The 21,761-nt window shown below is 70.2% G+C and carries 21 protein-coding genes; 8 read left to right on the top strand and 13 right to left on the bottom strand.

All coding sequences use genetic code 11. The features are described from left to right. Positions 1-3: 3 nt before the first annotated feature. On the bottom strand, positions 4-1,848 hold the full coding sequence (glmS, locus tag GL325_RS14490; RefSeq protein ID WP_154595754.1) for a glutamine--fructose-6-phosphate transaminase (isomerizing): 1,845 nt from the start codon (positions 1,846-1,848) through the stop codon (positions 4-6). A 45-nt stretch (positions 1,849-1,893) separates the two neighbouring features. Here glmS and coaA point away from each other — a divergent pair, with 45 nt between their 5' ends. Further along, the gene (gene coaA / locus GL325_RS14485) at positions 1,894-2,844 is read left to right on the top strand and encodes a type I pantothenate kinase (RefSeq protein ID WP_154595755.1); all 951 of its coding nucleotides are present in this window, start codon (positions 1,894-1,896) and stop codon (positions 2,842-2,844) included. Positions 2,845-2,930: 86 nt separating this feature from the next. On the opposite strand, the gene GL325_RS14480 is transcribed toward coaA, so the two are convergent. From GL325_RS14480 to rplM, 5 genes are read right to left on the bottom strand one after another with little or no spacing between them, the layout of a single operon-like run. Then, complete coding sequence (locus tag GL325_RS14480; protein ID WP_187769973.1) at positions 2,931-3,902, bottom strand: GNAT family N-acetyltransferase; 972 nt, start codon at positions 3,900-3,902, stop codon at positions 2,931-2,933. Positions 3,903-3,941: 39 nt separating this feature from the next. After that, the gene (locus tag GL325_RS14475; protein ID WP_255956228.1) at positions 3,942-4,403 is read right to left on the bottom strand and encodes a GNAT family N-acetyltransferase; all 462 of its coding nucleotides are present in this window, start codon (positions 4,401-4,403) and stop codon (positions 3,942-3,944) included. Between the two features lies 1 nt (position 4,404). Beyond that, positions 4,405-5,751: a phosphoglucosamine mutase gene (gene glmM, locus GL325_RS14470; RefSeq protein ID WP_154595757.1), complete on the bottom strand. Its 1,347-nt coding sequence runs from the start codon at positions 5,749-5,751 to the stop codon at positions 4,405-4,407. Between the two features lie 13 nt (positions 5,752-5,764). Continuing rightward, the gene (gene rpsI, locus GL325_RS14465; protein WP_187411738.1) at positions 5,765-6,262 is read right to left on the bottom strand and encodes a 30S ribosomal protein S9; all 498 of its coding nucleotides are present in this window, start codon (positions 6,260-6,262) and stop codon (positions 5,765-5,767) included. A 20-nt stretch (positions 6,263-6,282) separates the two neighbouring features. Continuing rightward, positions 6,283-6,726 carry a 50S ribosomal protein L13 gene (rplM, locus tag GL325_RS14460; protein ID WP_187411737.1) on the bottom strand — a complete coding sequence of 148 codons (444 nt, stop codon included), beginning with the start codon at positions 6,724-6,726 and terminating at the stop codon, positions 6,283-6,285. 240 nt (positions 6,727-6,966) lie between these two features. Between rplM and GL325_RS14455 the strand changes: the two genes are divergently transcribed. Continuing rightward, complete coding sequence (locus tag GL325_RS14455) at positions 6,967-8,262, top strand: citrate synthase (protein ID WP_187411736.1); 1,296 nt, start codon at positions 6,967-6,969, stop codon at positions 8,260-8,262. A gap of 66 nt (positions 8,263-8,328) precedes the next feature. On the opposite strand, the gene GL325_RS14450 is transcribed toward GL325_RS14455, so the two are convergent. From GL325_RS14450 to GL325_RS14435, 4 genes are read right to left on the bottom strand one after another with little or no spacing between them, the layout of a single operon-like run. Continuing rightward, positions 8,329-9,174: a thioesterase family protein gene (locus GL325_RS14450; protein ID WP_154595758.1), complete on the bottom strand. Its 846-nt coding sequence runs from the start codon at positions 9,172-9,174 to the stop codon at positions 8,329-8,331. Next, positions 9,164-10,018 carry an acyl-CoA thioesterase domain-containing protein gene (locus tag GL325_RS14445; RefSeq protein ID WP_187769972.1) on the bottom strand — a complete coding sequence of 285 codons (855 nt, stop codon included), beginning with the start codon at positions 10,016-10,018 and terminating at the stop codon, positions 9,164-9,166. Before GL325_RS14445 ends, GL325_RS14450 begins: the two co-directional genes overlap by 11 nt. Beyond that, entirely contained in the window at positions 10,015-10,845 is an 831-nt protein-coding gene (locus tag GL325_RS14440; protein WP_154595759.1) for a DUF1295 domain-containing protein, read from the bottom strand. The genes GL325_RS14445 and GL325_RS14440 overlap by 4 nt, the downstream gene beginning before the upstream one ends. 12 nt (positions 10,846-10,857) lie before the next feature. After that, positions 10,858-11,766, bottom strand: coding sequence for an SDR family NAD(P)-dependent oxidoreductase (locus tag GL325_RS14435; protein ID WP_154595760.1), 909 nt, complete (start codon positions 11,764-11,766; stop codon positions 10,858-10,860). A 104-nt stretch (positions 11,767-11,870) separates the two neighbouring features. Here GL325_RS14435 and GL325_RS14430 point away from each other — a divergent pair, with 104 nt between their 5' ends. From GL325_RS14430 to GL325_RS14420, 3 genes are read left to right on the top strand one after another with little or no spacing between them, the layout of a single operon-like run. After that, on the top strand, positions 11,871-12,836 hold the full coding sequence (locus GL325_RS14430) for a helix-turn-helix domain-containing protein (protein ID WP_187769971.1): 966 nt from the start codon (positions 11,871-11,873) through the stop codon (positions 12,834-12,836). Next, on the top strand, positions 12,833-14,392 hold the full coding sequence (locus tag GL325_RS14425; RefSeq protein ID WP_154595762.1) for a long-chain-fatty-acid--CoA ligase: 1,560 nt from the start codon (positions 12,833-12,835) through the stop codon (positions 14,390-14,392). Before GL325_RS14430 ends, GL325_RS14425 begins: the two co-directional genes overlap by 4 nt. After that, positions 14,389-15,111 carry a hypothetical protein gene (locus GL325_RS14420; RefSeq protein WP_154595763.1) on the top strand — a complete coding sequence of 241 codons (723 nt, stop codon included), beginning with the start codon at positions 14,389-14,391 and terminating at the stop codon, positions 15,109-15,111. Before GL325_RS14425 ends, GL325_RS14420 begins: the two co-directional genes overlap by 4 nt. A gap of 82 nt (positions 15,112-15,193) precedes the next feature. Here GL325_RS14420 and GL325_RS14415 read toward each other — a convergent pair whose 3' ends face one another. Continuing rightward, the gene (locus GL325_RS14415) at positions 15,194-16,783 is read right to left on the bottom strand and encodes a long-chain-fatty-acid--CoA ligase (RefSeq protein WP_187769970.1); all 1,590 of its coding nucleotides are present in this window, start codon (positions 16,781-16,783) and stop codon (positions 15,194-15,196) included. After that, a complete protein-coding gene (locus tag GL325_RS14410) occupies positions 16,780-17,550 on the bottom strand; it encodes an SDR family oxidoreductase (protein ID WP_187769969.1) in 771 nt (256 codons plus the stop codon). Before GL325_RS14410 ends, GL325_RS14415 begins: the two co-directional genes overlap by 4 nt. Positions 17,551-17,681: 131 nt before the next feature. On the opposite strand from GL325_RS14410, the gene GL325_RS14405 reads away from it, so the two are divergent. Further along, positions 17,682-19,403 (top strand): class I adenylate-forming enzyme family protein, encoded by a 1,722-nt coding sequence (locus GL325_RS14405; protein WP_187769968.1) that lies wholly within the window; start codon positions 17,682-17,684, stop codon positions 19,401-19,403. 10 nt (positions 19,404-19,413) lie between these two features. After that, the gene (locus GL325_RS14400; protein ID WP_187769967.1) at positions 19,414-19,806 is read left to right on the top strand and encodes a nuclear transport factor 2 family protein; all 393 of its coding nucleotides are present in this window, start codon (positions 19,414-19,416) and stop codon (positions 19,804-19,806) included. Between the two features lie 61 nt (positions 19,807-19,867). Here the strand turns inward: GL325_RS14400 and GL325_RS14395 are convergent, their stop codons facing one another. Continuing rightward, positions 19,868-20,833, bottom strand: a complete 966-nt coding sequence (locus GL325_RS14395; protein WP_187769966.1) for an SDR family NAD(P)-dependent oxidoreductase — start codon at positions 20,831-20,833, stop codon at positions 19,868-19,870. 148 nt (positions 20,834-20,981) lie between these two features. Here GL325_RS14395 and fabG point away from each other — a divergent pair, with 148 nt between their 5' ends. Next, a complete protein-coding gene (fabG, locus tag GL325_RS14390) occupies positions 20,982-21,737 on the top strand; it encodes a 3-oxoacyl-ACP reductase FabG (RefSeq protein ID WP_187769965.1) in 756 nt (251 codons plus the stop codon). Positions 21,738-21,761: the final 24 nt, after the last annotated feature.

Below are 21,761 nucleotides of genomic sequence, written 5' to 3'. Positions count from 1 at the left end.
GGGTCACTCGACCGTGACGGACTTCGCCAGGTTGCGGGGCTGGTCGACGTCGTGGCCCAGCAGCTCGGCCAGTTCGCAGGCGAAGATCTGCAGGGGCACCGCGGCCACGAGCGGCTGCAGCAGCGTCGGCACCTTCGGCAGCCGGATCACCACGTCGGCGAACGGCACCACGGAGTCGTCGCCGTCCTCGACCAGGACGATCGTGTAGGCCCCGCGGGCCCGGACCTCCTGGATGTTGCTGACGATCTTCTCCTGCAGCTGGTCCCGCGCCCGCGGCGGCACGATGACGAACATCGGCAGGCCCTTCTCGACCAGCGCGATGGGTCCGTGCTTGAGCTCGCCGGCCGCGAAGCCCTCGGCGTGGACGTACGCGAGCTCCTTGAGCTTCAGCGCGCCCTCGAGCGCCACCGGGTAGCCGACGTGGCGGCCCAGGAACAGGAAGGAGCGACGGTCGACCAGCTCGGCCGCGAGCTTGCGCACCTGGTCGCCGTCGTCGAGCATCCGCTGGACCTTCGCGGGGATCTGCTCCAGCTCGTCGATGATGACCCGCACCTCGTCGCCGTACTTCACGCCCTTGACCTGGGCCAGGTAGAGGCCGAGCAGGTAGCAGGCGACGACCTGCGACAGGAATCCCTTGGTGGACGCGACGGCGACCTCGGGGCCGGCGTGCGTGTAGATCACGGCGTCGGACTCGCGCGGGATCGTGGACCCGTTGGTGTTGCAGATCGACAGCACCCGGGCCCGCTGCTGGCGGGCGTACCGGATGGCCATCAGGGTGTCCATCGTCTCGCCGGACTGGCTGATCGCCACCACGAGCGTCGCGCGGTCGATGATCGGGTCGCGGTAGCGGAACTCCGAGGCCAGCTCGACCTCGCAGGGGATCCGGGTCCAGTGCTCGATCGCGTACTTCGCGACGAGTCCGGCGTACGACGCGGTGCCGCAGGCGATGATGATGATCTTGTCGATCTCGCGCAGCTCGTCGTCGGACAGCCGCATCTCGTCGAGCTGGAGCAGTCCGTCGGGGTCCGTCCGGCCCAGCAGCGTGTCGGCGACCGCCTTGGGCTGCTCCTCGATCTCCTTCACCATGAACCACTCGTAGCCGCCCTTCTCGGCGGCGGTGACGTCCCAGTCGACCGTGTACTCGGTCGTCGGCGCGGGGTTGCCGTGGAAGTCGGTGACCTCGATCGAGTCGGCGGTGATCGTGACGACCTGGTCCTGGCCCAGCTCGATCGCCTCGGCCGTGTAGTCGATGAACGCGGCGACGTCCGAGCCCAGGAAGTTCTCGCCGTCGCCCCGGCCGACGACCAGCGGCGAGTTGCGCCGCGCCCCGACGACGACGCCGGGGTTCTGCGCGTCGGCGAAGACGAGGGTGAAGGCGCCCTTCAGCCGCCGGCACACCGCGCGCACGGCCTCGGGCAGGTCGTCGGTCTGCTGCAGCTCGCGGTGCAGCAGGTGCGCCACGACCTCGGTGTCGGTCTCGGACGCGAACTCGTAGCCGGCGTCCTCCAGCTCGTCGCGCAGGACCATGAAGTTCTCGATGATGCCGTTGTGCACGACCGCGACCCGCTCGCTGCTGTCCAGGTGCGGGTGCGCGTTGGCGTCGGTCGGGCCGCCGTGGGTGGCCCAGCGGGTGTGTCCGATCCCGGTGGTCGACTCAGGCAGCGGACGGGTCGCCAACGCGGCATCGAGGTTGGCCAGCTTGCCGGCCTTCTTGTCCCAGGCGATGTGGTCGCCGTCGACGACGCCCACCCCCGTGGAGTCATAGCCCCGGTATTCGAGGCGTCGCAGCCCACCCATCACGACGTCCAGCGCCTGGCGATGGCCCACGTATCCGACGATTCCACACATGGGTTCAGGGTACCGACTGCGCGGTGGGCGCAAGGGCTGGTGACAATGGTCGGTATGTCACGGGACCCCTCCCCCTATGTCGAGCTCGAACGCTCGGCGTGGGCGAAGTTGGCACACGACGCCGTCCAGCCCATGTCCCCCGAGGAGGTCGAGCGCGTCCGCGGCCTGGGCGAGGAGCTGGATCTCGACGAGGTGCAGCAGGTGTACGTCCCGCTCACCCAGCTGATCAGCCTGCGCGTGCGCCTGGCCGAGGCCCTCTACCGGGCCACCGAGCGGTTCCTGGGCGACCCGCAGCCCGATCGCGTGCCATTCATCATCGGCCTGGCCGGATCGGTGGCGGTGGGCAAGTCCACGACGGCCCGCCTGCTGCGTGACCTGCTGGCCCAGCACGACGACCACCCGAACGTCGCCCTCATCACGACCGACGGCTTCCTGTTGCCGAACGCCGAGCTCGAGCGCCGCGGGATCATGCACCGCAAGGGCTTCCCCGAGTCCTACGACCGCAAGGCACTGCTGCGGTTCGTGATGCAGGCCAAGAGCGGTGCCGAGGTCATCGAAGCGCCGGTCTACGACCACCTGACCTACGACCGCACCGACGAGACGATCTCGATGAAGCGGCCCGACATCCTCATCGTCGAGGGCCTCAACGTCCTGGCGCCGCCGCGGTCGCGCGGCGACGGGTCGCCCGGCCTGGCGATCAGCGACTTCTTCGACTTCTCGATCTACGTCGACGCCAACAGCCGCGACATCCGCCGGTGGTACATCAGCCGGTTCCTGCGCCTGCGCGAGACCGCGTTCGCCGACCCGGCCTCCTACTTCCACCGGTACAGCACCTACACCGACGAGGAGGCGCAGCTGCGCGCCGAGGAGCTGTGGGACACGATCAACTGGCCCAACCTGCGCGAGAACGTCGCCACCACGCGCGGCCGCGCCGACCTCGTGCTGCGCAAGTCGTCGGACCACAGCGTCCAGTGGGTCCGCCTCCGCAAGCTCTGACCTCCCCCGCTCCCGAGATTTGCTCCTCAACTCACCTTTGAGTGCGTCTCAAAGGTGAGTTGCGGAGCAAATCTCGGCGGGAGGGATCAGGCGAGGTTCTTGACCCACTGGTCGGCCCAGGCGGTGGGGCGGTAGCCGAGGGCCTCGTTGACGGCGATCATGTGGTCGTTCTGGGCGTCGTTCCAGGTCACGACGCGCGTGCGGCCCTCCAGCAGGTCGGCGGCCTCGCGCATCGCGTGACGCTTGAGGGCCAGTCCCAGTCCGTGACCGCGGTGCTCGGGCAGCACGAGGGTGTCCCACTGGTAGACCTCGGTCGACTTCGCCGGGAAGAGCAGCTGGGTGTGACCGGCCAGGCGGCCGTCGGGGGCCACGGCGACGACGGTCTGGGCGGTGCGTCCCTGGCGCTTCCACTGGTCGACCTCGTGCAGCAGCCGGTCGGGGTCCCAGTACTCGTTCTCGAGCTGGGTCTCGCCCGCCGGCATCTCCTGGTTCAGCAGCGCCCGCAGCCGGGCGTACTCCTCGAGCCACCGCTGCGGAGGAGCTGCTCGCCACGCGGCCAGCGTGTACCCGTCCCGGAGGTCTGCCGGTGGCGTGGCCGCGGGCAGGGCCAGCTCACGCTGGACCAGCGTCGTGTCGGCGGAGTAGCCGCGCGCCAGCATGAACTCCCGCGCCGGCGCCGTCTCGGCATCGAGCGGACGCAGGGTCTCGGTGAGGATCCGCTCGCGTCCGTCCTCGGCCGACCGACGCTCCAGCAGCTCGATCAGGGCGCTGCCGTACCCGCGCCGACGCAGTTCGGGCGGCACCCACACCTCCGCGTAGGCCGTCGTGACGTTGTCGCGCTCGGGCAGCTCGGCCAGGGCCACCGCGACAGCCGCCTCGCCGTCCCGCGCCAGCAGCGAGTCGTTGCGCAGGTACTCGTCCCCCACCATGAGCACCTGCAGCTCGTCGGGCAGCCACGGCTGGTCGATGGCGCGCTCGTTGGCGCGGCGGTACACGTCGTAGAACTCGACGAAGGCCCCGTGGTCGGTCGGGTCCAGCACTTCGATCGTCACGGTCATGCGGTCAGTCTGGCACCGCCGACGGTGACGGCGACAGGGTCAGATCGCGCGCGTGAGGAAGACGCTGTGCGGGTCGAGCGCGTAGTCGCCGAACGGCTCGCACGCCTCGAAGCCCTCGCGCGCGTACAACCGCCGGGCTGCCGCGAAGTACGGCTCGGTGCCCGTCTCGAGGCTGAGCCGGGTCCATCCCTGCGAACGCGCCGTGGCGACCAGATGGGCGAGCAGAGCCGTGGCCACGCCCCGCCCGCGCGCGTCGGCGGTCGTGCGCATCGACTTGAGCTCGCCGTGACCGCCCCCGAGGTCCTTCAGCGCACCACAACCGAGCAGGCGCCCGTCCTCGCGGGCGGTCCAGAACGAGACGGCACCCTCGCCCAGCGCGTCGAGGTCGAGCGCGTGGACACTCTCGGCCGGACTGGTGGCGAACATGTCACTGAGGTGCTCGGCCAGCAGAGCGCGCACGTCGGCGCGGTCGAGCCCGCCGGCCTCGAACTCGAGCGCCACGTCAGAGCGCGAGCGTCGTGCGGACGACACCGGCCAGGTGCTCGGCGATCTCGTGGGCCTGGGCGGCCGTGGGCGCCTCGACCATCACCCGGACCAGCTGCTCGGTGCCCGAGGGACGCAGCAGCACGCGACCGTTGTCGCCCAGCTTCGCCTCGGCGGCCGCGACCTCGGCCAGGACGACCTCGTGGTGCTTGGCCCCTTCACGATCGACGCCACCGACGTTGAGCAGCACCTGCGGCAGTCGCTCCATCACGGCGGCCAGCTCGGACATCGTCCGGCCGGTGGACGCCATCTCGGCCGCGAGCTGCAAGGCGGTCAGGGTGCCGTCGCCGGTGGTGGCGTAACGGCTCATGATGACGTGACCGGACTGCTCGCCGCCGAGGCTGTACCCGCCCTCGCGCATCGCCTCCAGCACGTACCGGTCACCGACGGCGGTGCGGCGAACGGTGATGCCGGCGGCCTCCATCGCCTGGGTGAAGCCGAGGTTGCTCATCACCGTCGCGACGACCGTGTCGTCGACCAGGCGGCCCTCGCGCTTGGCACGCAGGGCCAGGATCGCCAGGATCTGGTCTCCGTCGACGACCTCGCCGTTCTGGTCCACGGCCAGGCACCGGTCGGCGTCGCCGTCGAAGGCGAAGCCCACGTCCGCACCCCGCTCGACCACGACGCGTCGCACGTCGTCGAGATGCGTCGATCCGCACGCCTCGTTGATGTTGAGACCGTCGGGCGCGGCGTGGATCGCGATGACCTCGGCGCCCGCGCGCTCGAAGGCGTCCGGAGCCGCCTCGTAGGTGGCGCCGTTGGCGCAGTCCAGGACCACGCGCAGGCCGTCGAGACGGATGGGCAGCGTGTCGAGCAGGTGGCGCACGTAGGCGCCCAGACCGGCGTGGCTGTCGCCCACGCGACCGACGTCGGCGCCGGTGGGGCGGTCCCACGCCTCATGGAGGCGTTGCTCGATCGCGGCCTCGATCGCGTCGTCGAGCTTGACCCCGCCGCGCGCCAGGAACTTGATGCCGTTGTCGGGCATCGGGTTGTGGCTCGCGGAGATCATGACGCCCATGTCGGCCTCGAGCAGTGCCGTCAGGTACGCCGCACCCGGCGTGGGGACCACGCCGAGTCGATGGACGTCGACGCCCGCAGACGCCAAACCCGCGACCACCGCGGCCTCAAGGAATTCCCCCGAGGCGCGGGTGTCGCGGGCGACGACCGCTGTCGGACGCTGGTCGGCGAACGCACCGGCCTCGCCGAGCACGTGCGCGGCTGCGACCGAGAGGTCGACCGCGAGCTCGGCGGTCAGGTCCCGATTCGCCAGGCCACGAACGCCGTCGGTACCGAAGATCCGGCCCATACGCGCCGGCGGATCAGCGCTTGCTGTACTGAGGCGCCTTGCGGGCCTTCTTGAGACCAGCCTTCTTGCGCTCCTTGATGCGCGAGTCGCGCGTCAGCAGACCGGCCTTCTTCAGGGTCGGACGGTTCACCTCGACGTCGATCGCGTTGAGCGCACGGGCCACACCCAGGCGCAGCGCGCCGGCCTGGCCGGTCATGCCACCACCGTGGACACGAGCGATCACGTCGAAGGAGTCCGCCAGACCGGTGACGGCCAGGGCCTCCTTGGCGATCTGCTGGTGCAGCTTGTTCGGCAGGTGCTCCTCGAGCGGCTTGCCGTTGACGGTCCAGACGCCGGTGCCCGGAACGATCCGGACGCGGGCGACGGCCTCCTTGCGGCGGCCTGTCGCGGAGCCGGGGGCGATGATCGAGTTGATCTCGCTGGTCGCGGTCGCGCCGGAGGACTCCGACGTGTAGGCGACGCCCTCGGCGTTGGGGGTGAACTCGGTCTCTTCGGTGGTGGTCTCAGCCACGATGAACCTGCGCTTTTCGCTTACTGGGAGATCTGCGTGATCTCGAACGGCTGGGGCTTCTGGGCGGCGTGCGGATGATCCGGGCCGGCGTAGACCTTCAACTTCGTGATGAGCTGACGGCCGAGACGGTTCTTGGGGAGCATGCCCCGGACCGACTTCTCGATCGCCTTGCGCGCGTCCTTCTCGAGCAGGTCACCGTAGGAGATCTGCTTGAGGCCGCCCGGGTAACCACTGTGGCGGTAGACGTTCTTGTCGGAGCGCTTGTTGCCGGACAGCGCGACCTTGTCCGCGTTGACGATGATGACGAAGTCGCCACCGTCCACGTGGGGGGCGTATGTCGGCTTGTGCTTGCCGCGCAGGAGGGTCGCCGCGGCGACGGAGAGACGGCCCAGGACGACGTCCTGGGCATCGATGACGTGCCACTGACGGGTGATGTCAGCAGGCTTGGGGCTGTACGTACGCACGGCGTAACCTTCTCGCTGCTAATCGAAAGCTGTGTGATCGGGAATCTGCGCGTCGTGATGGCGCGGTTGAACGCGTCGCAACACAACGACTACCCAGATTACCCGGCCGTACCCGTCCTGGTCAAAACGGGTCGGTCGAACGTGACCCTGCTCTCGCGCCCGAGGCATGGGGACACTAAGTTGGAGTGGGCCGCTCACCCCCGCGGCCGTCACTACTCTGACGTCACAGGAGACCCGATCGTGACCGATAAGCAGACGCTGACCATCCGCGACAACCGCTCCGGCGAGGAGTACGAGGTTGAGATCACCGACGGCAGCATCCGCGCTGCGGACCTGGGCAAGATCGGCAAGTCCGACGACGACCCCGGCCTGGCCGTCTACGACCCGGGCTTCACGAACACCGCCTCGACCCGCAGCGCCGTCACCTACATCGACGGCGAGAAGGGCATCCTCGAGTACCGCGGCTATCCCATCGAGCAGCTCGCGGAGTCCTCCACCTACCTGGAGGTCGCGTACCTGCTCATCCACGGCGAGCTGCCCACGAAGGAGCAGCACGACCAGTGGGTGCACGACATCACGTTCCACACGTTCGTGCACGAGAACCTCAAGAGCCAGCTGCAGGGCTTCCGCTACGACGCGCACCCCATGGGCATGCTGCTGTCGAGCGTCGGCGCGCTGTCGACGTTCTACCCCGAGGCCCGCAACATCAAGGACCCGCAGATCCGTCACGAGCAGATCGTGCGCATGATCGCCAAGATGCCGACCCTCGGCGCCTGGTCCTTCCGTCACGCGCAGGGCAAGCCCTACATCTACCCCGACAACGACCTGTCGTACACCGAGAACTTCCTCTCGATGCTGTTCCGCATGAGCGAGCCGAAGTACGACCCGGACCCGCGCCTGGCCAAGGCCCTCGAGGTGCTGTTCATCCTGCACGCCGACCACGAGCAGAACGCGTCCACGAACGCCGTGCGCTCGGTCGGCTCGAGCCAGGTCGACCCGTACTCGGCCGTCACGGCCGGCATCGCGGCCCTCTACGGCCCGCTGCACGGTGGCGCCAACGAGGCCGTCTTGAAGATGCTCAAGCGCATCAAGACCAAGGAGAACGTCCCGGCGTTCATCGAGGGCGTCAAGAACGGCGAAGAGCGCCTGATGGGCTTCGGCCACCGGGTCTACAAGAACTACGACCCGCGCGCGACGATCATCAAGAAGGCCTGCGACGACGTCTTCGAGGTCACCGGCGTCAACCCGCTGCTCGAGGTCGCCCAGGAGCTGGAGAAGATCGCGCTCGAGGACGAGTACTTCGTCAAGCGCAAGCTCTACCCCAACGTCGACTTCTACTCCGGCCTGATCTACGAGGCGCTGCAGTTCCCGCCGGAGATGTTCACGGTCCTGTTCGCCATCCCGCGCACGTCGGGCTGGCTGGCCCAGTGGCTCGAGCTCGTCGACGACCCGGAGCAGAAGATCGCCCGCCCGAAGCAGATCTACACCGGCGACCGCAAGCTGGACTTCGTGCCGGCCAGCGAACGCTGGAAGTGAGCACGCACCACGCATGACGAAGGGGCCGGAACATCGTTCCGGCCCCTTCGTCGTCCCCGCCTCGGGTCAGAGCCGTTCGAGCAGCAGGCTCTGCGCGACGCGCCCCACCGGGCCGGTGAGGTCGGACAGGACGGCCGAGCTCATGCCGACGGCGTCCTCGCCGATCCAGGACTCGGCGACCATCCCGGTCCACTCCCCGGCCGGGGGCTGGGCCAGGTGCACCGTGAGCTCGGTGTTCATGAACACCCAGTCCTTCGGGTTCAACCGCGAGCCGACCCCGTTGGCCGCATCGGCGATCGCGATGCAGCGCTCGAGGTCGTCACCGTCCTCCCCCTCGACCAGCGGGTAGGGCATGGACGCCCACGCGATCGCCGGTCCGTCGATCTGGCCGATGCGGGTGCGCACGGCCCAGCGCAGCGACCCGACGAAGCCGCGGCGCCAGCTGGCCGGCACGCCTTCCTCGCCGCGTGCCAGCTCCTCGTCCGTGGGCGCCGCCAGCCGGGGCTCCGGCGAGTGCACGACCTCGGGCGACTCGTCGGTGCGCAACCACCAGGCCGACGCCTGGGCGACCGGTCGCGTCCCCGCCTCGCTGCGCTGGTGCGCCACTGCCGAGAGCAGCTCGACCTTGCGGCCGGGGCGCACGACGCGCGCGGTGACCTCGATGGGCGCCATGGCGATCGGGCCGAGGATCTCGACCGTCGTCCGGGCGATCCGTCCCGGCGCACCGTGCGGCAGCCGACGCATCGAGCGGGTCAGCAGCGCGCCGACGGGACCACCGTGCTGGTGGTCGTTGCTCCACGGCCCGATCGCGGCCGCCGACGGGATGAACACCTCCGAGACGTGCGACTGCTCGTCGCGGTGGTGATCGATCCGTCGGTAGCAGCCCTCGAAGCCGAGCATGTCAGTTCTCACGGACCAGAGCCTCCTGCACGACGTGACAGACCTGTGACTCGGGTTCCCCGAACACGGCCGCCTCGACCAGCGACCGGCCCGCGTGGGCCGTCGGGGTGGCGTGCTCGAAGAGCAGCCACTCGTCGGCCCGGGCCGGCTGGTGGAACCACAGGGCGTGGTCGAGCGACACCGCGCTCCACCGCTCCCCCAGGCTCCGTTCCTGGCCGGCCCGGTGCCCGTGGGGCGCGACCGCCATCGACATCAGCATCAGGTCGCTGACGTAGCCGATCGCCGCCTGGTGGACCAGCGGGTCGTCCCCGAGCTCCTCGGCGACCCGCATCCAGATGTTCTGGACCGGGGCGGCCGAGTGCAGGGGCGTCTCGTCGGACTCCGGGGAGACCCGCACGTCGACCGCGCTGAACCCCTCCCAGTACTCCCCCAGGCCGCCGTCGGCCTCGGCCAGCTCGCGCAGCTCGATGCTGTCCTCGACCGACGCGCTGACCGGTCGGCGCCGCGAGTGCGCCACCCCCTCGCGGGGCTCCATCAGCGAGATCGTCGAGCGGCACACGAGCCGGTCGTCCTGGACGGCGTCGACCACGCGGGTCGAGAACTGGCGCCCGTCGCGCAGGTGCTCGACCTGGAACCGGACCGGGAGGTCGGATCGACCGGGGCGCAGGAAGGTCGTGTGGAGCGAGTCGACGAGCCGGCCGGGCACGCTGTGGCCGGCCGCCACGATCGACTGCGCCACGAGCTGGCCGCCGTACAGCTGGGGCAGCGCGACGCCGTCGGCGTGCCCGATCCAGGCGCCGTCGCCGGCCGGGCTCAGGTCCAGGATCGACCCGAGCGCGGCCACCGACGTCGTCACGACTTCGGTCCTGCCGCCACCTTCCGCGGCGGCCGCGGGAAGAAGCCGCTGGTGCGCGCGACGTACGCCTCGAACTCGGGGCCACGCTTGCGGCGCATGCCCTTCTCCGTCAGCTTCGCGCCGCTGAACGTCGTCAGCAGCCACGTCATGAGGATCGGCGAGAACACCGTCAGGACGCCCCAGGCGGAGCCGAGGGTGAGCAGGAACAGTCCGGCCCACACGCACGCGTCCCCGAAGTAGTTGGGGTGACGCGTCCACGCCCACAGGCCGCGGTCCATGATCTTGCCGGCGTTCGCCGGATCGGCCTTGAAGCGGGCGAGCTGCCAGTCGCCGACGGCCTCGAACAGGAAGCCGATGGTCCAGATGGCGATGGCCACCACGACGAGGGCGTCGAACCCGCGCGACACGTAGACCGCGAACTGCACGGGGATCGACACGACCCAGGCCAGCACGGCCTGCATGCCGTAGATCTTCTTGACCAGGAACGGGATGAGCGGGCGGCCCTTGCGCGAGCGCAGCAGGGCCGTGTAGCGCGGGTCCTCGCCCTTGCCGATGTTGCGCTTGCCGATGTAGATGCCGAGGCGGAGGCCCCAGATCGCGGTCAGCGCCAGCACGATGAGGCGGCGGGTGTCGTCGCCGTCGGAACCGGCCGACATCAAGTACGACACGACGGCGACGACGACGAACGCCGGGCCCCACGTGATGTCGATGATCGAGTGGTCGTTCACGAGGTGCGCGATCGCCATGACGATCGCGAAGAACACGACCAGGGCACCGGCGGTGACGAGCAGGTTGAGGGCGAAGTCGCCCCAGGGGTAGTCGAACATGCGTCCTCTTCTTTACGGGTGGGAGCTCGCGGCGAGGTCCGCGGCGAGGCTCTGGAAGGCGTTCTGGGCGTGGGTGAAGGTGTGCGGGTCGCCCGCACGCGACTGCGTCAGCAGCTGCTCGAGGACTGCCGGCTCGATCGGCTGGTCGGCGTCGTAGCCGACCGTGCCCCATTCGACGGCGTCGGCGGCACGCAACGCGGAGCCCGCGGCGACGATGACCTGGCCGTTGATGGTGCTCTCCGGGGAGGCCAGGGCGGTGACGAGCGGCGCGACGAGGTCGGACCGCATGCGGTCGGCATGACGCGGGTCCATCCCGGCCTCGGTCATCTGGGTGGTGGCGTAGGGCAGGACGACGTTCGTGAGCACGTTCTTGCCGGCGCCCTCGACGGCGGCCGTGCGGCCGAACGCGATGACGGCGCCCTTGCTGGCGGCGTACGCCGACACGGTGGTCTCACCGTGCAGGCCGGCGGTGGAGGCGATGAGCACGACACGACCGGACCCGGCCCGGCGCATGTGCGCCATCGCGGCGGCCGCCGGCAGGACGGTGCCGGTCACGTTGATGTCCATGACCTGGCGGAAGCTCTCGGCCGTCGTCTTGTGTGCCATCTGCGGGGCGCTGACGGCGGCGCTGGTGACGAGGATGTCGAGTCGGCCGAAGTGCTCGAGGGCGTCCGCGACCAACCGGTCGCCGATCGCCGGGTCGGCGACGTCGTCGTGGTTGGCGACCGCTCGACCTCCGCGGGCCACGATCTCGGCGACGACGTGGTCGGCGGGGCCCAGCCCGTTCTCGTCGACCTGGCGGTTGCGGTTGTTCACCACGACCGCGGCCCCGGCCTCGGCCAGATGGAGGGCGAACGCGCGTCCCAGACCCTTGCCGCCACCGGTGACGACGGCGACCCGGCCGTCGAGAGCTCGACTCATGAATCCTCACTTCGATTGATAGAGATACTCCGTTAGTTGTAGTACGGTGTGACGCAGATGACAAGTCCCCACGCGGGACGCCGCACGACTTCGAGGGATGGCCGATGACCGACGGGGGACCCACGCTGCTCGAACCGGGCGGGACGAACGCCGTCGGACAGATGCTGGGCCTGCTCGGGGACGAGTGGTCGCTGCTGATCCTGGGTCACTCGTCGCGAGGCCTGACCCGCTACGGGGAGTTCCGCGAGGTCATGCCGATCTCGAACTCGGTGCTGACCCACCGGCTCACCCGACTGACCGAGCACGGCCTGCTCGAGCGGCGCATCTACCGGACCAACCCGCTGCGCGCCGAGTACCTGCCGACCGCGCGCAGCCGCACCCTGTGGCCGATGATGCTGGCCATCTGGGAGTGGGAGCGCAGCTGGACCGGCCCCGCCGGGGAGACCCTCCCCTTGCGACGTCACGAGGCGTGCGGCGCCGAGTTCGCGCCCCTGCTGACGTGCCGGGCGTGCGGCGTTCCGGTCGAGGCTCGCGACGTCCGCGCGGCCTGGGGGCCCAGCGGCGGCTGGGAGCGCTCGGTCCCCGCCTCCTCCACGCGTCGTCGACCCGACTCGGTCCCGAACTCGCTGCAGTACCCCCAGACCCTGGAGATCTTCGGGAACCGGTGGTCCTCGGCGCTGATCGGGGCGGCCTTCCGCGGCATGGTGCGCTTCAGCCAGTTCGAGACCGCGCTCGGCGCGCCCCCCACCCTCATCGCCGAGCGCCTGCGCTCGTTCTGCGCCCTCGGCGTCCTCGAGACCCGCCAGCACGCGCACCACCCCGGACGTCCCGAGTACCACCTGACCGACAAGGGCCGCGCGTTCTTCCCCATCACCGCGCTGTCCGTGCAGTGGGCGCAGAAGTGGTTCGTCTCGCCGGAGGGGCCCGCGCTCGTCCAGACCCACACGGCCTGCGGCCACGACTTCGTGGCCCACCTCGCCTGCGACCAGTGCCGTCAGCCGCTGGTCACCGGCTCCATCACGATCGTCCCGGTCATCGAGGACCGGACCACACCCGAAGGAACACCATGAACGGAGCACGCACCGTCGCGGACCTCCTCCGCGCGAGCAGCCGGTCGCACCGCGACTCGCCCGCGATCGTCGGCGAGGGACGGACCATCACGTACGGCGAGATCGACACCCGCACGAACCAGGTCGCCTCGGGCCTCCTGGCCCACGGCCTCGGGCGCGGCGACCGGGTCGCCTACCTCGCCCGCAACGGCACGGAGTTCTGGGAGCTCTTCTTCGGCACCGCCAAGTCCGGCGCCGCCGTGGTGCCCCTGAACTTCCGGTTGTCCGCCCCCGAGATCGCCTGGATCCTGTCGGACGCCGAGCCCTCGGTCCTCGTGGTCGAGGATCACCTCACCGACCTCGTGCCCGCCGACTACGACGGCCTGCGCGTGGTGTTCAGCCAGGAGGGAGAGCCCACCGTCCCGGACGGCTGGGTCGGCTACGAGCCGTGGCTCGCACAGCAGTCCACGACCGATCCGCAGCAGGACGTGCGCGGTGACGAGCTGCTGTCCCTGATGTACTCCTCCGGCACGACCGGCACGCCGAAGGGCGTCACCACCACCGGCGACGCGATGCTCGCCGCGGTCGCCGCCTTCGCCGCGCAGTTCGAGGTCGGGCCGGACACGGTCAGCCTCGTGCCGACGCCGTACTACCACATCGCCGCCGGCGGATGGTCGCTCATCTCGCTGGCCCACGGCGGGCGGATCGTCCAGTTCACCGAGGTCACGCCGCAGAGCATGATCGGCCTCCTGGTGGCGCACCGCGCGACCCACGTGATCATGGTCCCGACGGTCATGGCGATGGTCATCGCCAACCCGCAGGCCGCCGCCGCCGACTACTCGAGCGTGCAGCACCTGGTCTACGGCGGCTCCCCGATCTCCGAGACGGTCATGCTCGGCACGCAGAAGATCTTCGACGCGAAGCTCTCGCAGAGCTACGGCCTGACCGAGACCATCGGCGTCACCACGATCCTGCGTCCCGAGGACCACGTCACGGGCGCCGACAGCAAGCTGCAGTCCGCGGGTCGCGCGGTGCCCGGCGTCGAGGTCCGCGTCGTCGACGGGGAGGGCAAGGACCTGCCCACCGGCGAGGTCGGCGAGATCATCGTCCGCGGCCCGATGGTGACCCGCTCGTACTGGCGCCGGCCCGACGCGACGGAGGCCTCCTACTTCGACGGCGACTGGTTCCGCACCGGCGACGCCGGCTACCTGGACGAGGACGGCTACCTGTTCCTCAAGGACCGACTCAAGGACATGATCGTCTCGGGCGGCGAGAACGTGTACCCGGCCGAGGTCGAGAACGCGCTCATGGCGCACCCGGCCGTGCAGGAGGTCGCCGTCATCGGCATCCCCTCCGAGCGCTGGGGCGAGACGCCGCACGCCGTCGTGGTGACGCACCAGGGCGAGTCCGTCACGGCCGAGGAGATCATCGCTTTCTGCCGTGAGCGCCTGGCCCACTACAAGTGCCCCACCTCGGTCGAGGTGATCGAGATGCTCCCCCGGAACCCCTCGGGGAAGATCCTCAAGCGAGAGCTGCGCGCCCCCCACTGGGCCGCTGCCGAAAGGACCATCGGATGACCACGTCCCCCTTCCCCATCCTGCGCCAGATCGCGCTCGGGACCGCCGACTTCGCCGGTGACGGCGACCGGCTGCGCACCCTCTTCGGGCTGGCCCCCGGATACACCGATCCGATGCTGGAGGACGTCGGCATGGCCGACGAGACGCTGCCCGTGGGCGACGTCGCCTACCTCGAGCTGGTCGCCCCGCTGAACGAGAAGGCCCCCATCAACGGCTGGCTCGCGAAGGTCGGCGGCACCGCCGGCTACTGCGCCTCGATCCAGGTGAGCGACCTGACGCCGCACCTGGCGGCGGCCGAGACGGCCGGTGTCCGGATCGCGGTCGACCTGGACGTCCACGGCAAGCGCATCATCCAGTTCCACCCCGCCGACATGGGTCTGCTCGTCGAGCTCGACGAGATCCCCGACCCGCAGGCGTGGCACTGGGACGACGTCGACTTCGCGACGCCCGCCGAGCCGCTGATCCAGGACGTGGTGGGGATGGACGTCGCCACGGCCGACCCGGTCGCCCGCGCCGAGCTCTGGGCCGCCGTGCTGGGAGTCGAGGTCGACGAGTGGGACGACGTGCCCCTCATCCGGCTGGGCGAGCGCACGGTGCGCTTCGTCAAGGACGACGTCGCACGGCTCAGCGCCATCGACGTCGTCGCGACCGCGGCGGGGCAGGACCTTCCCGACGAGATCGACTTCGGGCGGGTCACCTTCCGCGTGCAGCACGCCTGAGAGCACGACGAGCAGGGGCGGGGCCGGTGACGGTCCCGCCCCTGTCGCGTCGCCGGGAGGGGAACCCCGACGTCCGGTCGCCTCAGGAGCCGGCGAACTCCTCGCGCAGCCGCGCCTTCAGCAGCTTGCCGCTGGCATTGAGGGGCAGGGCGTCGACGAACGTCACGTCGACCGGGCACTTGTAGTGCGCGAGCCGCTCGCGGGCCCAGCCGATCACCGCCGCCGCGTCGAGCGCGGCGCCCTCGGGTCCGCTCGACCGGACGACGATCGCCATGGGCGACTCGCCCCACCGGTCGGAGGGCACGCCGATGACGGCGACCTGGCCGACGCCCGGGTGTGCCGTGAGCACGCTCTCGACCTCGGCCGGGTACACGTTCTCGCCGCCACTGACGATCATGTCCTTGAGCCGGTCGTGCAGGTAGAGATAGCCGTCCGCGTCGAGGGAGCCGCCGTCGCCGGTGTGCAGCCAGCCGTCGGCGTCGATCGCCGCCGCCGTCTCCTCGGGTCGGTTCCAGTAGCGCTTCATGATGTTGCCGCCGCGGACGAGGACCTCGCCGCGCTCGCCCGCCGGCAGCTCCTCGCCGGTCGCCGGGTCGATGATGCGGACCGTGTTGTTGCCCTCGACGCGACCGACGGACCGGAGTCGGTGCACCGTCTCGGGGGTCGGCCGGTGGTCCTCGGGACCGAGCAGCGCGACGCCACCGGTGGACTCCGTGAGGCCGTACCCCTGGTAGAAGTCGCACCCGAACACCTCGGTCGCGTCCCGCAGGACCGATTCTGGCATCGGCGCGCCGCCGTACATGATCCAGCGCAGGGCGCTCCAGTCGGCGCCACGCACGTCCCCCGAGGCGAGCAGGAACTGGATCACGGTCGGCACCATCACCGCGTGGGTGACCGCGTACTCCTGCAGGATGCGGCACAGATCGGCCGGACCCTCGGGGTTGATCATCAGCAGGGCCGACCCCTTGAGGTTCGCCATGAGGGCCAGTCCGAAGCCGGTGACGTGGAAGAACGGGACGGGCGCGAGCGCGACACTGTCCGCCCTGAAGTCGATCAGCTCCAGCGGCCCCGCGAGCGCGGAGCTCAGGTTCCGCGAGGAGAGCTCGATGCCCTTGGGCCGGCCGGTCGTCCCGGACGTGTAGAACATGACCGCCGTGTCCTCGGGGTCCCGGGCGTACCCCGGATCGCGAGGCGGATGCGCTGCGCGCCACCCGTCCAACCCGGCGAATCCGGGGTGCGGAGCGACCGTCACGACGCGCTCGACACCGTCGACCGCCGCGATCGCCTCGGCGTGGACCTCCATGCCCGGTCCGAGGACGGCCACCCGCGGACGGGCGTCCTCCACGATGTAGACGATCTCGGGCTGTGCGAGCCGGAAGTTCACCGGCATCGCGATCGCGCCGACCTTCGCGGCGCCGTGCAGCACCTCGAAGAACGTCGTCGAGTTCTCGCCCAGGTAGCAGACGCGATCACCGGGCCCCACGCCCTCGGCGGCCAGTGCCGAGGCGAACCGGTTCACCGCCGCGTCGAGCTCGCCGAACGTCGTCTGCCGGTGCGGTTCGATGACCGCCACCGCGTCGGGCGTGGCGGCGGCGCTGCGGCGCAGGACGTCCTCGAGCCGGGTGAAGGTGGTGCCGTCACCATGGGTGCTCCACACCAGGTCGGCGGTCATCGCTGGGTCCTGAGCTGGTCGATGAACAGCAGCTTCCCGAGTCCCCGCTCGTAGCGGATCGGGTCCAGCGCCATCCGGGCTCGCGACTCGACGGCCATCTGGTCCGTGTCGGCCGTCCAGGCCCCCCGTGCCATCGCCTTCAGTCCGGCCCGGGCCACGTCGCGCGGGTCCTCCTTGTCACCGTCCACGTGGGCGGCCATCCGCGTGTCGACCGAGCCGACGATGAGCGAGGTGACGCCGATGTCGTGCGGCTCCAGCTCCGCACGGGCGATCCCGCCCAGGTACAGAGCCGCTGCCTTCGACGGGGAGTACCCGCCCATGAACGCCGTGGGTGCGATGGCGGCGACGGAGAGCACATTGACGATCGCTCCCCCGCCGTTGGCGGCGATGACGGGCGCGAAGGCGCGCGTGGTCTCGAGCGGACCGAAGTAGTTGACCTCCATCTCACGGCGGGCCGCGTCGGGGTCCGTCGCCTGGACGAGCCGGTCGTCGGCGTGCAGACCGGCGTTGTTGATCAGGACGGTGGCATCGGCGCAGTGCCGGGCCGCCGCCGCGACGACGTCCCGGGCGGTGACGTCGAGCGCGACGGGCTCGGCTCCGGTGGCCGCGAGCTCGGGCGTCACGTCGTCGACGTCCCGCACGCCGGCGTAGACCTTCGCCGCGCCCGCGGCGAGCGCCTCCTGGACGAATGCCAGACCGATCCCGCGGTTGGCGCCCGTGACGACGACCGTGCTGCCCTCGACCGGCGTCCTCCGTCCCGTGCTCATCGGACGACCTCGGACTCGACCCGAAGGCCCGTGGAACTCGGTGACATCGCAACCCTTCCCTAGCGCAACTCACTACGTTTAATGTAGTAATCTGTATCACACTGTCAACTGAAGTTTCACGAGGAGAGGTCATGGCGATCGCGAGGGGCTTGCACCCACAGGAGAAGGTCCGGGATTTCCAGGCGAAGGGCTGGTGGACCGAGGAGACCCTCGACGACTTCTACCTGACGCAGGTCGCGGAGCGCGCCGCCGAGCTGGCCATCGTCGACCCGGCGAACCGCGCCGATCTGCTCGCCTCCTCCCCGCGCCGGCTCACGTGGTCCGAGCTCGACCACGAGGTCCACACCGTCGCGGCGCGTCTCGATGCCCTGGGCCTGCAGCGTGGTGACGTGCTCGGCGTCCAACTGCCCAACACGATCGAGCTCGCGGAGGTCTACCTCGGCGCCTGGCTGCTCGGCGTGGTCGTCTCGCCGCTTCCGATGCAGTACCGCGAGCACGAGATCGTCGGCATGGCGAACCAGGCCGGCTTCCGCGCCTTCATCAGCACGGCGGCATTCGCCGGACGCCGTCCGGCAGAGGAGGCCGCGGCGGTCCGCGACCGGATCCCGACCCTGGAGCACGTCATCGCCTTCGGCGACCCCAGCGAGCTGGCCGACCTCGGCGAGGGTGTCACCGCGTGGTCGCCTGCGCCTGCGACCGAGAATGAGCGGGCTCGCGTGGACGCGCGTCGCGCCGCCGACCCGAACGACGCGAACGACTGCGCCACGTTGTGCTGGACCTCGGGCACCGAGAGCGAGCCGAAGGGCGTGCCGCGTGCCCACCTGGAGTGGGTGGCCATCAGCAACGCGACCGTCGACGCCCCCCGGCTGACCGCGGACGACGTCCTGCTGAACCCCTTCCCGATGGTCAACATGGCGGGCATCAACGGCATGTTCCTGCCGTGGCTGCGGACCGGGTGCGTCCTGGTCCAGCACCACCCCTTCGACCTCAAGACGTTCCTCGCGCAGGTCGCGGTCGAGCGCGTGACGTACACGGTCGCGCCGCCCGCCCTGCTGTGGATGCTGCTGCACAACGACGCGCTGCTGAGCCAGGTGGACCTGTCGAGCCTGACCCGGATCGGATCGGGCTCCGCACCGCTGCAGCCGGTGATGGTGCGCGGCTGGCAGGAGAAGCTCGGCATCGGCGTCATCAACTTCTTCGGCTCGAACGAGGGCATCAGCCTGCTGTCCAGCGTCGAGGACTTCCCCGACCCGGACGACCGCGCGCAGTACTTCCCCCGCTACGGCGCTCCGGGCGTCACGTGGTCCTCGCGGATCGCCGACTGGGTGCAGCTGCGCCTCGTCGACCCCGCCACGGGCCGAGAGGTCACCGAGCCGGGCGTGCCCGGCGAGCTGCGGATCGGTGGGCCGACCATCTTCGCCGGTTACATCAACCCCGAGACGCGCGCGAACCCGTTCGACGAGCAGGGCATGCTCATGACCGGCGACATCTTCGAGATCGCCGGCGACCGGAACCAGTTCCTGCACTACCTCGACCGCGGCAAGGACCTGGTCATCCGCGGCGGCATGAACATCGCGCCCGCCGAGCTGGAGGCCCTGATCGGCGAGCACCCGGCGGTCGCCGACGTCGCCGTGGTCGGCGACCCGGACGAGCAGATGGGTGAGCGGGTCGCCGCGGTCGTCACCCTGAACCCCGGCACCTCACTGACCCTGGAGGAGCTCGTCGAGTTCCTGCGCGCGGCGAAGATCGCCTCGTACAAGCTGCCCGAGCGGCTCGAGATCCGCGACGAGCTGCCGCGCAACCCCGTCGGCAAGGTGCTCAAGCGCGACCTGCGCCGTCAGATCCAGAGCTGAGGCGACCCCGATGACCGACGAGACCCGGCATCCCCACGTCCGACTGCTGGACCGCATCATCGCGGCCGCCGAGTCCGGGGACCCGAGCGATCTGGCGAACGTCTACGCGCCGGACGCGGTCATCTGGCACAACCACGACGGCGTGGAGCAGACCGTGGAGGAGAACGCCCGACTGCTGCGCGGCATCGCGAAGCGCGTCAGCGACCGGCGCTACACCGAGCGCCGGATCCAGCTGTTCGACGGCGGTGTCGTCCAACAGCACGTGCTGCGCGGCACCAACGTCCGCAGCGGCGAGCCGGTCACCCTGCACGCCTGCGCCGTGGTCACGGTCGGCGAGGACGGCCTGATCCACCGGCTCGACGAGTACATCGACTCCGCCGAGGCCATCGCCTTCAGCAGCTGAGCGCGGACGGACGACCGCCCCGGACCCTGTGGAGTCCGGGGCGGTCGTGGTTCGGCGTGGGTCAGTCGGCGAGGCCGGTGACCTTGCGCAGCAGCTCGATCAGCTCGAGGCGGTCCTGCTCGCTCTCGCGCGTCGCCTCGGTGCGGTGCGTCTCCCGCGGGCGGCGGTCGTGCCAGAACAGACCCGTGCTGCGGCCCGGCTCGCGCGCCGCGGCGAGCCACACGGCGGTGTCGGCCCCCTGCTCGGGGGTGCGGAAGTCGGCCTCGAAGCGGCGGATGAAGTTCGCCATCGCGCCGGACTCGCGCAGGCCCGGCGAGTCGGTCCAGCCCGGGTGCGTCACGTGGGCGACGATCCCGCGGTCGGCGACCGCTTCGCCCCGCAGCTCCGTCAGGACGATCTGGGCACGCTTCGTGCGCGAGTACGTCGCCTTCGGGTCGAACGCCTCCTCCTCGCCGCGCAGCTCCCCCAGGGTGAGGCGCTGGCTGTACGCGCCGCCGGACGTCATCTCGATGATCCGGGCAGGTGCGGACTCCGCGAGGCGATCGAGCAGCAACTCGGTGAGCAGGTACGGACCCACGACGTTCGTCGCCCAGCTCATCTCGATCCCGTCGGCCGAGGTCTCCCAGGTGTCCCACATGCCGCCGGCGTTGTTGATGAGCACGTCGATGCGCGGGCAGCGCTCGAGCAGCTCGGCCGCCGTGGCGCGGACGGAGGCCAGGGAGGCCAGGTCCAGGCGCACCCACTCGACGTTCTCGTTGCCGGTCGCCGCGGTGATCTCACGGACGGCCGCTTCGCCGCGCTCGGCGCTGCGCCCGAGCATCACGACGTGGGCGCCGAGAGCCGCCAGGCTCGTCGAAGCGCCGAGTCCGACCCCGGCCGTTCCGCCGGACACGATCACCGTGCTGCCCGCGACATCGGCCAGGTCCGCGTCGTCCCACGTGGGCCGGCGGCGTTCGTAGCCCAGCCGGCTGAAGCTGATGGTGTCGTCGGCCGCAACCTCGGCGTCGATGATGTCTGCTTGAGTCATACTTTCACTTTAACAGTGACTTGAGTCACGGAAAGTCCCGACCAACGCGTCTATTTTTACCTGCTAGTTCAGGACCTCCGGATCAAAGCCCTGTACCAAAGTGCTTCCAGTGGATAACTTTAGACAAGTCACTCGTCAGGAGAATGCCGTGTCCGACTCCCGCACCGCCGTCGTCACCGGAGCCGCCCGGGGCATCGGCGCCGCCATCGCCCGTCGCTTCGCCGCCGACGGGTATCGCGTCGCCGTCGTCGACCTGGATCTCGACGCGTGCCAGTCGGTCGTCGACGAGATCACGGCAGTCGGTGGCATCGCCTCAGCCGTCTCCGCGGACGTGTCCGACCCCGAGGCCGTCGAGCGGGCCGTGTCGACGGTCGCCGCCGAGCTCGGCGCACCGACCGTGCTGGTCAACAACGCCGGGATCATCCGCGACAACCTGCTGTTCAAGATGTCCATGGACGACTGGGACGCCGTCATGGACGTGCACCTCATGGGCTCGTTCCTCATGACCCGGGCCTGCCAGCGTCACATGACCGAGGCCGGCTACGGCCGCGTCGTCAACCTGTCGAGCGGGTCCGCCCTGGGCAACCGCGGTCAGAGCAACTACTCCGCCGCCAAGGCCGGCATCCAGGGCTTCACCAAGACGCTCGCGATCGAGCTGGGCCCGTTCGGCGTCACCGTCAACGCGATCGCCCCCGGTTTCATCCAGACCGAGATGACCGCGGCCACCGCCGCTCGGATGGGTCACGACTTCGACGAGTTCATCGCGCAGTTCAGTGAGCTCATCCCGGTCCGGCGCGTCGGCCAGCCCGAGGACATCGCCCACACCACCGCCTTCTTGTGCAGCGAGGGTGCGGGCTTCATCTCCGGCCAGGTCGTCTACGTCGCCGGCGGACCACTGGGCTGAGCGCCCCCAACCACAGGAGAGATC

Source organism: Aeromicrobium sp. 636, from assembly GCF_024433585.1.
GTDB lineage: Bacteria > Actinomycetota > Actinomycetes > Propionibacteriales > Nocardioidaceae > Aeromicrobium > Aeromicrobium senzhongii.
The sequence above is the reverse complement of the archived record's forward strand: the minus strand, read 5'-3'. Positions and strand labels throughout refer to the sequence as shown.